Here is a 15,384-nt window from a genome sequence, read left to right on the forward strand (position 1 = left end):
TCATCCAGCCGCTCCACGCGCCGCATCGACGCCGGGGCAGCGCGCGCCCCGGGCTCACCCTTGTCCCGGCGAGATGTGCCACGCCCGCGCCGCGCGGCTTTGCGCCCACCACGCGGCGAACCTGCCGCCACGGGCGATCAGCTCGGCGGGGGTGCCATCCTCGACGACGCGTCCTTCGTCCACGAAGAACACGCGGTCGGCTTGGGCCACCGTCTCGATCCGGTGCGCGACGATCACGATCGTTCGGTCGCGGAACGTGGCGAGGGCGCGGGCGATCGCGGCCTCGCTGGCGGTGTCGAGAGCGCTCGTCGCCTCGTCCAGCAGCACGATCGGCGACTGTTTCAGGAAGGCCCGCGCGATCGAGATGCGCTGCCGCTCGCCCCCCGACAGGCGCTGCCCGTCCTGCCCGACCGCTGCCCCCATGCCGCCGATGCGGTCGGCGATCTCGTCCACGCCCGCGGCGCTCGCGGCCGCCGCGACCTCGGCGTCGGTGGCGTCGGGGCGGGCGATGCGGATGTTTTCGGCGATGGACCCTTCCAGCAGTTGCACGGTCTGGAACACGATCGACAGGCGCGACAGATGCGCGTCCGGGGACAGGTCGCGCAGGTCGGTCCCGTCGACCCGCACCGCGCCCTCGTCGGGATCGTGAAATCGCGCGATCAGCGACAGGATCGTGGATTTTCCGGCGCCCGACGGCCCGACGATGGCCGTGGTCTGACCGGCGGCGGCGCGCAGGTTGACGCCGTTCAGGATCGGCTGGCCGTTCAATGCGACCCGCACGTCGTCCAGCGCGATGTCCGATCCCGAGGGGGCAAGATCGCGGCCCGGCGTCAGGCGGGGTGCGTCGAGGATCGAGACGGTCCGACCGACCGTGCCGTGCAGCGTCTCGATGACCGGGAACAGGGCCGCCAGCGCCTCGACAGGTTCAAGGTAGCGCATCACGACCATGCCGAGCGCCACCGCCTCGACCGCGCCGATCCTGCCGGACCACAGCAGCGCGGCGATGGTGCCGAACAGCGATACCACGGCCAGTTGCGACATGACGGAAAACAGCAGCGTCCCGGGCACGCTGAAGCGCAGCAGCCGCATGGTCGCGCGGCGCTGGCGGCCGACGGCGCGGGTGACCGGACCGGCAAGCCCGCCGCGCCCGGCCGCACGCAGCAGCGCCTGGTTGCGCGCGAACTCCTCGCTGCGCTCGCCGACCTCGCGCCCCGCGGCGGCGAAATCGGCTTCCGCCCGGCGCATCATGCGCGCGCCAAAACCCATCGTGCCGAGCAGCATCGGCCACAGCAGCAGCGCCACGAGCCCGAGCGGCCAGCAGGCGAACAGCAGGCCCGCCGCCAGCAGCCCCGGCACCAGCAGGTTGATGCCGATCTGGGCCGCGAAGTTCACGAACCCCGCGAACAGCTCCATCCCGGTGCCCGACAGGGCGCGCCGCGCCTCGGCCTGCCGATGGGCCGTGAGCCAACCGGGCGGGGCGGCGAGCAGTGCGCCGATCAGCCGGGTGTTGACGGACGTCATGGTGGACAGCCCGATGTCGAAGGCCAGGATACCCACCCGACGCTCGACCATCCAGCCGGTCGCCACCGCCGCCAGAAGCGCGCAAAGCCACGCGAGGCCAAGCGCGGGGTCGGTGAAGAGCGCGATCAGGAACGGCAGAAGCAGCAGCGCCGCACCGGCGCGCAGGGCGGCCGCCAGCGCGACCCAGCGCCAGAACGGCCGCACCTTGGGCCGGGCCTCGGAGCCGATGATCCGGCTCAGCTGCATGGCATGGTTTCCCGGCGCGACAGGCCTGCCGTCCACAGATCGGCATAGACCCCGCGCTGCGCCAGAAGCGCATCGTGCCGGCCCTGCTCGACGATGCGCCCGTCCTTGAAGACCGCGATCCGGTCGGCATCGGTGACGGTCTGCAGCCGGTGGGCGATCATCAGGACGGTCCGCCCTTCCGCGACGCGGTTCAGCGCCAGGTGCAGCGATTGCTCTGAATCGGGATCGGCCATGGCCGTCGCCTCGTCAAGGATCAGGATGGGCGGGTCCGCAAGCAGGGTGCGGGCGATCGACAGGCGCTGCGTCTCGCCCCCGGACAGGCGGACATCCTGACCGATGACGCTGTCGTAGCCACGGGGCAGCGCCATGATGCGGGCGTGGATTCGTGCCGCCTCTGCCGCCGCGCGGACCTGGGCGTCCGAGGCGTCGGGCCGCGCAAGGCGGATGTTGTCGGCCAGGCTGCCCGCGATCAGCCGCACGTCCTGAAACACGAAGCCGACGGCGCGTTGCAGCGCGTCCGCCCGCAGGCTGCGGATGTCGATCGTGCGGCCCTGCGCCGTCAGGCAGACCGATCCCGCGCCCGCGTCGAAGAACCGGCCCGCCAGCAGCGCCAGCGTTGTCTTGCCGCCGCCCGAAGGCCCGACCAGCGCCGTCAGGCTGCCGGGCGGGCAGTCAAGCGTCACGTCATGCAGCACCGGCCGTCCGGCGCGGTAGCCGAAGGACACGCCGCGGAACGACAGGCCCACCGGCCCGGCGGGCAGGTCCTGCGTCGCCCGCGACAGGTCAATTTCGGGTTCCGATAAAAGCTGGCCGATGGCCCGGGTTGCGGCGTCCGCATCGCGCAGCGGCAGGCGGCTTTGCAGGATCAGGCCGACCTGAGATCCGAACGCGGTGCCGAGGATCAGGAAGGGCACGATGTCGGGCGCCGTCATGCTGCCCCGGCCGACGAGCCACAGCCCGCCCGCGCAGATGACCGCAAGGAAGGTCTGCGGCTGAAGCACCATCTGCGCCGCGAGCTTGCGCCCCATCATCGAACGCTGCCAGCTGCCCAGGAACCCGGCCTGCCCGGCCAGCGTGTCGCGCAGCGGCGTCACCCCGCCGCCGAAGATCCGCATCACCGGCAGCGCGTCCACGAACCCCCCGGCGGCAGAGGCGGCCCTGCTGGACCATTCCGCGACCCTGGCGATGTTGTCGCCCTCGCCCATGATCATGCGGATCAGCAGGACGACATAGGCGACGAGCGGCAGGAACAGCAGCCCCGCCAGCCCGGCATCGACCGTGAAAAGGTAAACGATCGCGGCTGCTGGCGTCACGATGGCCGCGGTCAGATCGGGGACCGCATGGGTGTTGCGGTAGTGCAGGCGACCGGCCTCGGTATCGACGGCCTGCCGGACGGCGGTGGTATTGCGGTCCGAAAACCAGCCCAGGGGCAGCCGCGACAGCTTGCCCAGCACCCGCAGCCTCAACTGCTCGCCAAACGCGGCGTCGATCGCATGCAGCCACAGCAGAAGCGCGGCCGAGACGATTCCCGCCGCACCGAACAGGACCAGTGCCGCGACGACCGGGGTGGCGAAATCGTCCCACTCGCGCGATCCGTCCAGAACCCGGCGCGCGATCTCGGCGAGAAGGATCAGGGGGGCGATCCGCATCAGCGATGCGGCGACCTGAACGGCGGCCGCGATCCGCAGCTTCCACCTGAGCGGCGAGAGGATGCCGGCCGCCGCCTGCGAACGCCACGTGCCGGTCTGGGGGGCGGCGTGCGCGACCGCGGGCGGCTGCGTGGCCGCCGGGGCCGCGGCGCCGGTATCGCGTCCGCCGGCTTCGGCGACCTGATCCGCCGCCGGGTCGTCCTCGACCCGCTCCTTGCGGAGCCGCATTTCCTTGCCGCGGATCCAGTAGGCCGCGTGAACCACGTCGGTCAGGGGAAAGCCGTGGGTCTCGTTCAGGCGCTTGCGCAGCGTCTTGACCGCCAGGCTTTCCCCGGCGATCCATGCGTGCCAGTTCGACCAGTCGCGGATCGGCACCGCATCGGCGAGGGCGTCCGTTCCCGGCCCGGTCCAAAGCAGCTCGACGCCGGGATGCCCGGTCAGCGGGATCTGCGCGTCGCCGGGCTGGTGCGCCTGCAAGATCAGGGTGATCCGGGTCTCGGCCGGCAGCACGGCGAGGATCGCGTTGATCGCCGGGACCACCGCCGCATCCCCGGCCAGCAGATAGCCGGCAGGCTCGACATCCGGCGGCGTGAACTTCTTGTAGGCGAAATAGGATGCGGCGATCCGGTCGCCTGGCCGCGCCTTCGCCGCCCAGATCGAGGCCGGTCCCCCCGGCTCGTGATGGACGAAATCAAGCGACACCTCGCCCGTCGCCGGGTCGGGATCGACCAGCGTAAACCCTCGCTGATGGATCTTGCCCGCAACCTCGGGGTCCGGCGCCCAAAGTCGCACGTAGCTGGCGGCGGGGGTGTCGCGCCCGTCGATGATCGTCGGCGCGTGCAGCCGTATCCGCCGGAAGCCCGGCGTCAGGTCGGTGACGCGCAGCACGGTCATCTGGTGATCCGTCGCGCCCATGGCGCGCAGGATCGCCCGGTCGAGGCGGCTTCCCATCAGTGCCGCCCGCCGCGCGGGTCCGGGCCGGTCACGACCTCAGAACTTCACGCCGGCGCCGATGCCGACGACCCGGCCCCGGCCGACATAGGCGGACGCGACGCCGGGCGCGACCGGCACCGAGTAATGCACCGGCCGTTCGTTCAGCAGGTTGTTTGCAAAGGCATAGATCGACGTCGCCCCGTCTTCCCAGCCCACGCGCAGATCGACGGTGTGATATTCGTCCAGCAGGCCCGTGTTCGCGATGTCGGAATAGCGCTCGCCCACGAAGGCGTAGCTGCCCGACACGACGACCTCGCCCGGCAGATCGGCAAGCGGCGTGCGATAGCTCGCCGAAAGGTTGGCCGAGAACGATGGCACCTGCGGCACCTCGTTGCCGTCCCGGACCCCGGTCGAAGCCGAGCCGGCCGAGACGCCCACCAGTCGCGATTTCAGCGCCGAGAAACCGCCCGAAAGTTCAAGCCCGTCGATCGGCTCGGCGGTCAGGCTGACGTCGATGCCGTGGCTGCGGTAATCCTCGCTCGCGTAGTACAGCGCGAAGGTCCGGGGATCGAAGGTCGCCAGCTGGCCGTCGGCCACGTCGTTGTAGAACAGGCTTGCGTTCAGCCTGAACCGGTCGTTGAGCCGGACCTTGGTCCCCAGTTCGTGGGTCCACGAGGTCGAGGGCGAAAAGGCGGGCGTCGTCACCCCGAGCGGCGCGAAGTTCGTGCTTTTCTCGAACCCGCCCGAGGCGTAGCCGCGCGCGATCGAGGCATAGGCCATCGCCTCGTCCGCCCAGCTGTAGGACAGGGCAATCCGCCCGACCGCGTAGCTGTCCGACACGGTGTCGTCCTGTGCGAAGCCGGCGACGGTGCCGGGGAACCCGTTGCCGGTGTAGCGCCCTTCCAGCGACTGCTTGTCGTGCGCCAGCCGCAGCCCGCCCGACGCCGTCCAGTTCGGGCCCAGGTCCACGGTGGCATCGCCGAAGATGCCGACCGTCGTGCTGGTGATGAGGTTGTCGACCGTGCCGTTGGTCAGCGCCCCCACCCCGGGATTGAGCGCGCCGATCACCGGGTTTTCCATCTCGCGGCGGTAATCGTAGCGCGAGCGGAAGTAGTTGCCGCCGACGACCCACTGCACGGCGGAACCTTCGGCCGAGTTCACCCTCAGCTCCTGCACGAACGTCCGCTCGTGCTCGTCGCTGCGGTAATAGTCGCGGCCTTCGGCGTTGAAGAACGACGCGGGCTGGCCGCTCAGCGCGCTGAAGAAGAAAGCGTCCGAATAGTCGTTGTCGGCCTTGAGCCGAACGTCCTGGTAGCTGGTGACCGAGGTCAGGATGACGGACCCCAGGTCCTTTTCGACCTTCACCGTGCCGTAGCCCAGCTTCTGGCGATTGAACGGCTCGTAATCCGCGCCGCTGACGGGAAAGCCGGAACTGTCGGCGAGGATGTTCGAGGGATCGTTGCGCTCGCTTGAGCTGTAGGCGCCGGTCACGTCGATGGTGAGCGTGTCGTCGGGCGTGAAGCGCAGCGTGCCGCGCCCGGCGCCAAGCCGTGCGCCGCCGTCGCTTTCGCCGCGGACCGGGTTCTCGATGTCGCCGTCGAAGTCGCTGAACCGCAGCACCGCGCGCCCGGCGACCTTGTCGGGCACGACCCATCCGCCGACGGCCGCCTGCGCGTAGGCATGCCCGTCGCTGCCGATTTCGGTGTCCAGCCGGTAGTCGCGCTCGCCATCCGCCGTGCGGCTGACCACGTCGATCGAACCGCCGAGCGCGTTGCGCCCGAAGGTCGTTCCCTGCGGCCCGCGAAGAACCTCGACCCGCTCGACATCCAGCAGCGGCGCGTTCAGGCCCGACAGGCTGGACGGCACGCCATCGACCGAAAAGCCCACGGTGCTGTCCAGCGGGTTCAGCGCCGTCCCCAGCGTCGCCACGCCGCGCATGGTCAGGTAGCCTTCGCCGAAGCGCGCGAAGTCGACGAAGTTCGTGCCCGGGGCCGCGCGCGCGATGGCGTTCGCGCTGTCGAGCGAGGACGCCGGAAACTGAAGCGGCGTCACCACGGTGGTCGAGATGGGCAGCGTCGCCTCGTCCTCGGTGCGCTTGCGGGCCGTCAGGACGATCGTGTCCAGCACCAGCGGTTCGGCGGCGGTCTGCGCGCGAAGCGGGGCCACCTCGACGCCGGTGGCGGTGACGAGGATGGCAGTGCCCAGAAGCAATGCGCGGCGGTGTGCAGGCTGGTGCAAGTTTCGGGTCCCTGAAGCTGTCGGCGGGGCGGTGTCGGTGCCCGCCGGGGGAAGGCGACTGTTTCTGTCGGCTTCTACGCCCGCCGGTCGCGCCGACGCCAGTCTCATGTCTGTCGCGTGACGGTGAAAGATCGTCGGCGGACGCAATTATCCGGCGCGGCCCGATCCGGCCGCGCGCGGCAGGTGACTGAACTGCTGCTTGTAGGCCACGCTGAACGCCGACGGGCTGGCGAAGCCCACCTTGCGGCCAGCCTCGGCCACGGCAAGGCCGTGATCGACCAGCAGGATGCGCGCGACCGACAGCCGCTGCTGGCGCACATACCCGAAGATCGTGGTGCCGAAGGCCATGCGGAAGGATCGTTGCAGCGTCGTCACGTTGGTGCCGACGCGGCGGGCCAGTTCAAGGGTCGCGGGCGGGGCGATCAGGTCCGCGTCGAGGATCGCGCGCGCTTCCATCATGCGGTCGTAGTGGCGATGACCCAGCGCCGCCACCAGCGCGCCCCGGCGGCTCAGCTGGTCGGCGATCTCGGTCACCAGATGAAGGGTGCTGCTTTCCAGAAACAGCCCGGCCAGCGTGCCGGTATAGGCGTGGTCCAGCACGCGGCGCGCGCGCTCGACCAGCTGGCCCGACGGGGCCAGCATTTCGGTGTGGAACTCGCGCCCGAGGATGTCGTGCAGCGCGGCGATACCGTCGTCGGCCACCAGCGCGCCGAAGCGATCGAAGAAGCGCGGGCGGATCGTGAAGCCGACGCTGGCGCTGTGGCTGCCGGGGACCGCCGTCCACGCGCAGGTGCTGCGCCTGCCGTAGCCGACCATCACGGGCGCGTTCAGTTTCTTGGCGACCGCATGGCGCCCGTCCACGGTCATCGCCTGCGGCGCGCCCGCAAGCTGGATCCCGCACACGATCGACGGCTCGACCTCGACCGTGATGCTGCGGTCGATCTGGCAGATCACGTCGTTGGCGGTTAGAATCAGCCCCGGCTGAACCTCGCGCACCAGCAGGCGGCCGCGGAACAGCCCGGTGTCCATGATCGCGGGCGACAGGTCCTGCGGCTCGATCCCGAGCGAGGCCTCGGCGCTGGCCTGCAGCATCTGCGAGGGGGTGAAGGTTTGCGTCGAACAGTGACAGGTCATGATGCGAAACCGCGCAGGGTGACTGCGCCAGGAAGGTTGCCGGGTCTGACAGGCGTGCGGGACGGCGTGCAGGGTGACTGGCTGCGCGGTCAGGTGGGCGGCGATGGCCCGGACGCACGTGACTGCCGGGGACTATAATGCAGCAGGGCCCGGGATCAATTCATTCAGGCGCGCCGGCCGGCGTGCGCCTTGTCAGCCCGCTGCCGCTTGCGCTCAGGGCAGAAGCGGCGCGGCTGATCTGCGATGCGTTCGGGCACCGGATCGCGCCCCGGGCGGGCGGGCGGCGGCGGCTGGCGCTGGTCCGGCGCGGGCTTGCCCGCGACCGCGTGATCGGCGCGGTGGACGGGCGCGGGCGGTTGCTGGGGCTGACTGGGCTGCGCGGCGCGGACGGCGGCGCGGTGCGGCTGCCCGGGCGCAGGCTCGACCCGCTGCGGGCGCTGGTCGCGCCGCGCACCCGCGACATGGTGCTGGACTGCCTCGTCGTGGCGCCGGGGTCGCGCGGGCGGGGGATCGCGGCGCTGCTCGTCGCCGCCGCGCTGGCCGAGGCGCGCCGGCGAGGGCACCCCGCGCTCAGGGCCGAGGTCGAGCGCCGGAACGCCCCGGCGCTCGCGCTGTTCAGCCGCGCGGGGTTCACCCCGCAGGCCGGGCTGCCGGGCTGGGCGCGGGTGCTGCGCCGCATCTGACACGCCGCGTGGGCGCGTCGCCCTTGGCGACGCCGGCAAGGTCCGCCAGCAGCGTGCGCGACGGCGCCCACATACCCTCCCTGCATCCGCCCTCACGTTCCCGCACAGCGCAATGTCCCGTTCGGCGCAGGGAACCGCCGCGATCCCCCGCGGCTTGACCGTCACCACCGCGAAACCCTGCCCGGAGAACATCATGGCTACCCCCAAGGACCCGGTCCCCTATTCGCCCGATGTCGAGGAAATCCAGCCGGACGAGCGCGAGACGGCGGAAAAGATCGCCGAGCAGATGGTCTATATCGTGGACCGCACCCACGAGGTCGACGGCCACGCCGTCCGTTCGGTCCACGCAAAGAGCCACGCGATCCTCAAGGGCACGCTGACCGTCCACGACGGCCTGCCGGCGGAACTGGCGCAGGGCATCTTCGCCGCGCCGCGCAGCTACGACGTGCTGCTGCGGATCTCGACCATCCCCGGCGACGTGCTGCGCGACAGCGTTTCGGTGCCGCGCGGGCTTGCGATCAAGGTATTCGACGTGCCCGGCGAGCGGCTGCCGGGGACCGAGGGGGAAAACACGCAGGACTTCCTGATGGCGGGCGGTCCGGTCTTTTCGGCGCCCGACGCCTGGAATTTCCTGTCGAACCTCAAGCTGCTCGCGCTGACGACCGAGCGGGCCGAGGGCGCGAAGGCGGCGCTGTCCGCCGTGCTGCGCCCGGTCGAACGCGCGATCGAGGCGCTGGGGCTGAAAAGCCCGACCCTGTCCACCTTCGGCGGCTACCTGCCCACCAATCCCCTGGGCGAGGATTTCTTCAGCCAGGTGCCGCTGCGCTACGGCGACTATATCGCCAAGTTCAACGTCACGCCCGAATCCGACAGCTTCAAGGCGTTGAAGGGGAAAGAGGTCAAGCTGGACGATCCCAACGTGCTGCGCGAGGCGGTGATCGACGAGCTTGCCCGGCACGGCGGCGCGTGGACCCTGAAGGTGCAGCTGTGCCGCGACCTCAAGAAGATGCCGATCGAGGATGCGTCCGTCGAGTGGAGCGAGAAGCTGAGCCCCTATCAGCCGGTCGCGACGATCAGCGTGCCCGCGCAGGAAGCGTGGAGCGCGGACCGCGCCGCCAAGGTGGACGAGCGGATCGCGTTCCGCCCGTGGCACGGGGTCGAGGCGCACCGGCCGCTCGGCAACATCATGCGGGCGCGGCGGCACGTCTATCCGATCGCGGCCGGGCATCGCAGCAAGCTGACCGGCTGCCCGCTGCACGAACCGTCCACGCTGCCGGACCTGTAGGCGCGGGAACGAGCGGACGGCGGACTCAGGCGCCGCCGTCCTCCGCTGTAACTGGCCTCCCGTTCGCTGGGCCGGCCGTCGCCGCCGCCCCGAAAATGCCCGAGGTCTGGGCCAGCAGGACAAAGGCGCGGCCCGACCGTGTCTCGGTCAGCGCGGCCAGGAAATCGTCGTCCAGATCGGGCGCCATGCGCGCCATCATCCGGTCGAACTGGCGCAGGAAGTGGTGGGCCGCATCGCGGAAGATTTCGTCCCCGCGCAGCAGGTGGGCGGACACGTCGAGCGCGTTCGGGTCCGACACCCCGGCCAGCACCGCGACCTGCGGGCCGCGCACGCCTTCGGCGAAGGCGCGCCATGCCGATGCGGGACCGGGGGCGGGCGCAAGCTCGTCCATGTAGATGCCGGCCTGCGCCAGCAGCGTCACGACATCCTGCGCGGCGCGGATCAGGCGCATCGTGTCGTGGTCGGCCAGCGCCGCCTGCAGCGCCCGGATCGCCAGATGGTCGTCCGGCCCGTCGGGAAAGTTCAGCGCCCGCAACAGGTCGATCGCCGACACCGAAACGGACGCGGCATCGTCGAGCGGCAGCGCGGTCTGGCGGCTATCGGCGACAGGGTCGGGCCGGGCGGCGCGCACGGGCTGCGCCGCCGGCCGGGGCTGCGCGCGGGGGCGCGCGTCGGCGGGCGCTGCCCGGCCGGGGCGCGGCCCGGTGTCGGCGGCCGGATGCGGCGGCTCGGTCCCGAAGCCCGCGCCCGGACCCGGTCGGGTCAACGGCGCGCCGCCTTGCAGATGCGCGAGGTCGGCGCGCAGGGCGTCCGCCTCGGCCCGCAGTGCGGCGATGGCGCGGGCGAAGCCCACGGCCAGCCAGATCAGCGCCAGCGGCATCGCCACGCCGCTGAGCCGCATCAGCCAGCCGCCGCCGTTCCCGCCATCGCCCCCCGGCGCCAGCCACGCGAACAGCAGGACCAGCAGCAGCCAGCCCGCCGACGCCGCGGCACCCGCGACGATCGCCCGGTCCGCTACTGCTGCGTCCAGCGCGGCCTCGGCGCGGCCGCGCACGTCACTCATACCGGATCGACAGGATCTCGTAGGACTTCTCGCCCCCCGGGGTCGTCACCTCGACGCTGTCGCCCTCGTCCTTGCCGATCAGCGCGCGGGCCAGCGGCGAGCGCACGTTCAGCAGCCCGCGTTCAAGGTCCGCTTCCTGCTCGCCCACCAGCTGGAACGTCTTTTCCTCGTCGGTATCCTCGTCCACCACCGTGACACGGGCGCCGAACTTGATGCTGCCCGACAGCTTCGACGTGTCGATGACCTCGGCGCGCGAGATCACCGCCTCCAGCTCCTTGATGCGGCCCTCGATGAAGCTCTGCTTTTCGCGGGCGGAGTGGTACTCGGCGTTCTCGGACAGGTCGCCATGCTCGCGCGCCTCGGCGATCGCGCGGATCACGGCGGGGCGTTCGACGCCCTTGAGCTGGCGCAACTCCCTGTCGAGGCCATCGAAGCCCATGCGGGTCATCGGTATCTTTTCCATCCGTCCTCCGGGCCGCGCCCGCTCAGAGCCAAATCGAACGCCCCCGGAATTGGTCGGGGGCGCAGTCCGGGCAACATCGTGGCCCGAACCCCGCCAGCATGCAAGCTGGCCATCGGCACGGCCGCGCGGGCAGGCCCGCACGATCCTGTGTCGCTGTGCCAAAGGGAAGCCCAGCCACGACGCGGCGGAACGCCCGTTCAAGCTACGCGGCGGAAAGATTGTGAACCCTGAACCGAGCTTCTAGTTAAGTCAGGTCAGCACGCCAGAATGGGGGGAGCCAGCCGTGGACCAGATCGAACGCGAAGCCATGGATTTCGACGTCGTGATCGTGGGCGCGGGGCCGGCCGGCCTGTCGGCGGCGATCCGGCTGAAGCAGATCGATGCCGACCTTAACGTCGTCGTGCTGGAAAAAGGGTCCGAGGTCGGCGCGCATATCCTGTCGGGCGCGGTTCTGGACCCCGGCGCGCTGACCCGCCTGATCCCCGACTGGAAGGAACGCGGCGCGCCCATCAAGACCGAGGTCACGTCCGACAGCTTCCTGGTGCTGGGTGAGGCCGGGTCCGTCCGCATCCCCGCCTGGCCGATGCCGCGCCTGATGTCCAACCACGGCAACTATATCGTGAGCCTCGGCAACGTCTGCCGCTGGCTGGCTGGTGAGGCCGAGGCGCTGGGCGTCGAGGTGTTCCCCGGCATGGCCGCGAGCGCGCTGGTGATGGACGGCGACCGCGTGGCGGGCGTCGTCGCGGGCGAGATGGGCAAGAACCACGACGGCACCCCCGGCCCCGGCTACGAGCCGGGGATGGAGCTGCGCGGCAAGTACGTCTTCATCGCCGAGGGCGTGCGCGGGTCGCTCGCCAAGCAGCTGATGCAGGACTACGACCTGTCGGCCGGGCACGAGCCGCAGAAGTTCGGCATCGGCATGAAGGAAATCTGGGAAATCGACCCCGCCAAGCACAAGGAAGGCGCGGTCGTCCACACGATGGGGTGGCCCCTGGGCAAGAACGCGGGCGGCGGGTCGTTCATCTATCACGCCGAGAACAACCAGGTTTACCTGGGCTTCGTGGTCCACCTGAACTACGAGAACCCGTACCTGAACCCGTATCTCGAGTTCCAGCGCTTCAAGCACCACCCCGCCATCGCCGACCTGCTCGAAGGCGGCAAGCGCGTCGCCTACGGCGCCCGCGCGATCAGCGAGGGCGGCTGGCAGTCGATCCCCAAGCTGACGGTGCCGGGTGCCGCGATCCTCGGCTGCTCGGCCGGCCTTGTGAACGTGCCGCGCATCAAGGGCAGCCACAACGCGATCCAGTCGGGGATCCACGCGGCCGAGGCCGCCGCCGCCGCGATCGCCGCGGGCCGCGAGGGTGACGAGCTGGTGGATTACGAGGACGCGCTGCGGTCCGGGCCCATCGCCGACGACCTCAAGCGCGTGCGCAACGTCAAGCCCGCCTGGTCGCGCACCGGGATGATCGGGTCGCTGATGCTGGGGGGCGCGGACATGTGGTTCGCCTCGATCTTCCGGCGCAACTTCCTGCGGACGTGGAAGCACGGCAAGACCGACGCCGCCGCGACGGGCAAGGCCGCGAAGTTCAAGCCGATCGCCTATCCGAAACCCGACGGCAAGCTGAGCTTCGACCGGCTGACGAACGTCGCCTTCTCGTTCACCAACCACGAGGAAAGCCAGCCCAGCCATCTCAAGCTGAAGGACCCGTCGATCCCGATCCGCGTGAACCTGCCCGAGTTCGCGGAACCCGCGCAGCGTTACTGCCCGGCGGCCGTCTACGAGGTGGTCGAGGATGCGAGCGCCCCCGAAGGCGCGCGGTTCGTCATCAACTTCCAGAACTGCGTCCACTGCAAGACCTGCGACATCAAGGACCCCAGCCAGAACATCGTCTGGACGACGCCGCAGGGCGGCGACGGCCCGAACTATCCGAACATGTGATCGCGGGTGTCCGGGGCTTCGGGGCGCGGGACGTTGCCCCGAAGCGGCCCTGCGTCTAGGGTCGGTCGACATGATTGACAGCCAGATCGGGCCGGACGCGACATGAGAACCCTGTATTCCCTGATGCTCGCGGCGCTGGTGGCGTTACCCGCGGCCCCGGCGCAACTGTCCGCGCAGACGGCCCCCGCGACCCCGCCCGCGGGCGCGAACCCCGGTGACGCGAACCCCGGTGGTGCGAACCCGGGTGGCGCGGGGGACGTTCCGGCCGCAAGCTCGCCCGCGACGCCGGCCGCCCCGGTTGGCGCGTCCGAGGTGCCGGGCGCGCCGCTGGACGGCGCGGCGGGCCCCTATCTCGCCGCCCGCGCCGCCGCGATCGAAAACGACTTCGTCGCCGCCGCCAAGTGGTATGGCGACACGCTGGCCCACGACCCCGACGACGTGGTCCTGCAGGACAGCTACCTGGTGTCGCTCGTTTCGGCCGGGCAGTTGGCCCGGGCCATCGACTTTTCCATCGAGCTGGTGAACCGCGACGCGGCCACCCCGCTGGCCCGGATCGTCGAGCGGGCCGAGTTCGTGCATCAGGGCGACTGGCAGGCCGTGCTGGACAGCATCGCCGCCGCGCCCGGCGACGAAGGGCCGGGGGGCGGCGCGCTTCTGGACGGGATGCTGCGCGCCTGGGCGCTTCTGGGCGCGGGGAAAGCGACCGAGGCGATGGCCGCGTTCGAGAACATCCAGCAGGTGCCCGGCGCCGAGGCGATGGCGCAGTATCACCTTGGCCTCGCGCGTGCGAGCGTCGGCGACTACGAGGGCGCGAACGAGGTGATGTCCCGGCCCGGCGTCAGCGCCCACCTGCTGGGGCTAGTCGCGCAGGCGCAGGTGCTGTCGCAGCTGGACCGCAACGCCGACGCCATCGCGCTGATCGACAAGCTGGACGGGATCGAGAACGAGCCGATGCTGGTCGAGATGCGGCGCCGGCTGGAAGCGGGCGAGACGCTGCCCTTCGATGCGATCCGCACCCCCGCCGACGGCGTGGCTCAGGTGTTCCTGACCTTTGCCAGCGCGCTGGCCACCGGCGAGGATCCCGACCCGCTGGCGCTGATCCATGCCCGGCTTGCCGGCTACATCGCCCCCGACCTGGGCGAGGCGCGGCTGATCGCGGCGCAGATCCTGCAGTCGGTCGGGCAGTTCGACCTGGCCGAACAGGAGTTCGGCGCGCTGGCCAAGACCGGCGAGGTGCGCCCCATCGCCGAGCTCGCGCGGATCGAGGCGCTGGTGCAGGCCGAGCGCATGGCCGACGCCGAAAGCGCCGCCCGCGCCCTGACCAGCGCCCAGCCGGACCTGCCTTCGGCCTGGACCTCGCTCGGCGATCTTCTGCGCCAGCAGGACAAGTGGGCCGACGCGGTCACCGCCTACGACCGCGCGCTGGAGCTGCTGACCAAGGCGGGCGAGAAGCAGGCGACGTGGTTCCCGCTTTATGCCCGCGGCATCGCGCTGGAACGGTCGGGGCAGTTCGACCGCTCGGACGCCGACATGCGCGCGGCGCTCGAGCTTCAGCCCGACCACGCCTCGATCCTGAACTATCTCGGCTATTCCTGGGTCGACCGGAACGTGAACCTGGACGAGGGGCTGCGCCTGATCGAGCGCGCGGTCGAGCTGCGCCCGGACGACGGCTATATCCTGGATTCGCTGGGCTGGGCCTATTACCGGCTGGGCCGGTATGACGACGCGGTGCGGCCGATGGAACGCGCGGTCGCCGCGATGTCGGACGACAGCCTGGTGAACGACCACATGGGCGATGTCTACTGGCAGGCAGGCCGCGAGCGCGAGGCAACGGTGCAGTGGCGCCGCGCGCTGAGCCTGTGGACCGAAGACGACACCGATACCAACCGCGACCGGATCCGGGCCAAGATCGAGGTCGGGCTGGATGCGGTGCTGGCGGCCGAAAAGGCGAACGGCGGCAAGCTGCCGGCGGGGTTCGGCCTGCCGAAGGACCCTCCGCCCACGGCGGATGCGGGCGACGGCGCGGGGGACGACGATGCAGCCGACGGCGCTGCGGACAGCGGCGCGTCGGGTGATCAGGTGGACGACACCCCGCCCGCCGAACCCGCACCGGACGCGGTGCCCGACGCTTCTGCGCCCGACAGCTCTGCGCCTGCTGGCGACGAACCCGTCCCGCCCCGCCCGTGATCCGACCCGCGACGACGCCCGACGCCCCGCCCGGCCCCGTGCC

General features: G+C 70.9%; 10 protein-coding genes. 4 read left to right on the top strand and 6 right to left on the bottom strand.

Going from position 1 to position 15,384, the window contains the following annotated elements; translation table 11 throughout:
• Positions 1-54 precede the first annotated feature (54 nt).
• The 4 genes from FNF32_RS13380 to FNF32_RS13395 all read right to left on the bottom strand — a co-directional run bounded on the left by FNF32_RS13380 (position 55) and on the right by FNF32_RS13395 (position 7,721).
• Complete coding sequence (locus FNF32_RS13380) at positions 55-1,767, bottom strand: ABC transporter ATP-binding protein (RefSeq protein ID WP_143796689.1); 1,713 nt, start codon at positions 1,765-1,767, stop codon at positions 55-57.
• A complete protein-coding gene (locus tag FNF32_RS13385) occupies positions 1,758-4,367 on the bottom strand; it encodes an ABC transporter ATP-binding protein/permease (protein WP_131673968.1) in 2,610 nt (869 codons plus the stop codon). Before FNF32_RS13385 ends, FNF32_RS13380 begins: the two co-directional genes overlap by 10 nt.
• A gap of 39 nt (positions 4,368-4,406) precedes the next feature.
• A complete protein-coding gene (locus FNF32_RS13390) occupies positions 4,407-6,560 on the bottom strand; it encodes a TonB-dependent receptor (RefSeq protein WP_221930733.1) in 2,154 nt (717 codons plus the stop codon).
• 174 nt (positions 6,561-6,734) lie between these two features.
• Positions 6,735-7,721 (bottom strand): helix-turn-helix transcriptional regulator, encoded by a 987-nt coding sequence (locus FNF32_RS13395; protein ID WP_131673970.1) that lies wholly within the window; start codon positions 7,719-7,721, stop codon positions 6,735-6,737.
• A 182-nt stretch (positions 7,722-7,903) separates the two neighbouring features.
• Here FNF32_RS13395 and FNF32_RS13400 point away from each other — a divergent pair, with 182 nt between their 5' ends.
• Positions 7,904-8,404, top strand: a complete 501-nt coding sequence (locus FNF32_RS13400) for a GNAT family N-acetyltransferase (protein ID WP_185961967.1) — start codon at positions 7,904-7,906, stop codon at positions 8,402-8,404.
• Positions 8,405-8,597: 193 nt separating this feature from the next.
• A complete protein-coding gene (locus FNF32_RS13405; RefSeq protein WP_131675495.1) occupies positions 8,598-9,689 on the top strand; it encodes a catalase family protein in 1,092 nt (363 codons plus the stop codon).
• A 25-nt stretch (positions 9,690-9,714) separates the two neighbouring features.
• Here FNF32_RS13405 and FNF32_RS13410 read toward each other — a convergent pair whose 3' ends face one another.
• Both FNF32_RS13410 and greA read right to left on the bottom strand, forming a co-directional pair.
• Complete coding sequence (locus FNF32_RS13410; protein ID WP_143796691.1) at positions 9,715-10,752, bottom strand: hypothetical protein; 1,038 nt, start codon at positions 10,750-10,752, stop codon at positions 9,715-9,717.
• Positions 10,745-11,215, bottom strand: a complete 471-nt coding sequence (gene greA, locus FNF32_RS13415; RefSeq protein ID WP_131675411.1) for a transcription elongation factor GreA — start codon at positions 11,213-11,215, stop codon at positions 10,745-10,747. Before greA ends, FNF32_RS13410 begins: the two co-directional genes overlap by 8 nt.
• Before the next feature lie 283 nt (positions 11,216-11,498).
• Between greA and FNF32_RS13420 the strand changes: the two genes are divergently transcribed.
• Both FNF32_RS13420 and FNF32_RS13425 read left to right on the top strand, forming a co-directional pair.
• The gene (locus tag FNF32_RS13420) at positions 11,499-13,154 is read left to right on the top strand and encodes an electron transfer flavoprotein-ubiquinone oxidoreductase (RefSeq protein ID WP_131675410.1); all 1,656 of its coding nucleotides are present in this window, start codon (positions 11,499-11,501) and stop codon (positions 13,152-13,154) included.
• Positions 13,155-13,256: 102 nt separating this feature from the next.
• A complete protein-coding gene (locus tag FNF32_RS13425; RefSeq protein ID WP_246087836.1) occupies positions 13,257-15,341 on the top strand; it encodes a tetratricopeptide repeat protein in 2,085 nt (694 codons plus the stop codon).
• The last annotated feature ends 43 nt before the right edge of the window (positions 15,342-15,384 follow it).

Source organism: Paracoccus marinus, from assembly GCF_007018965.1.
GTDB classification, from domain to species: Bacteria; Pseudomonadota; Alphaproteobacteria; order Rhodobacterales; family Rhodobacteraceae; genus Paracoccus; species Paracoccus marinus.

What these genes read in the sequence shown, in the direction of transcription:
- FNF32_RS13405 (WP_131675495.1), top strand. Translation starts at nt 8,598, where the DNA reads ATGGCTACCCCCAAGGACCCGGTCCCCTATTCGCCCGATGTCGAGGAA.
- FNF32_RS13385 (WP_131673968.1), bottom strand. Translation starts at nt 4,367, where the DNA reads ATGGGAAGCCGCCTCGACCGGGCGATCCTGCGCGCCATGGGCGCGACG.
- FNF32_RS13410 (WP_143796691.1), bottom strand. Translation starts at nt 10,752, where the DNA reads ATGAGTGACGTGCGCGGCCGCGCCGAGGCCGCGCTGGACGCAGCAGTA.
- FNF32_RS13425 (WP_246087836.1), top strand. Translation starts at nt 13,257, where the DNA reads ATGAGAACCCTGTATTCCCTGATGCTCGCGGCGCTGGTGGCGTTACCC.
- FNF32_RS13395 (WP_131673970.1), bottom strand. Translation starts at nt 7,721, where the DNA reads ATGACCTGTCACTGTTCGACGCAAACCTTCACCCCCTCGCAGATGCTG.
- greA (WP_131675411.1), bottom strand. Translation starts at nt 11,215, where the DNA reads ATGGAAAAGATACCGATGACCCGCATGGGCTTCGATGGCCTCGACAGG.
- FNF32_RS13380 (WP_143796689.1), bottom strand. Translation starts at nt 1,767, where the DNA reads ATGCAGCTGAGCCGGATCATCGGCTCCGAGGCCCGGCCCAAGGTGCGG.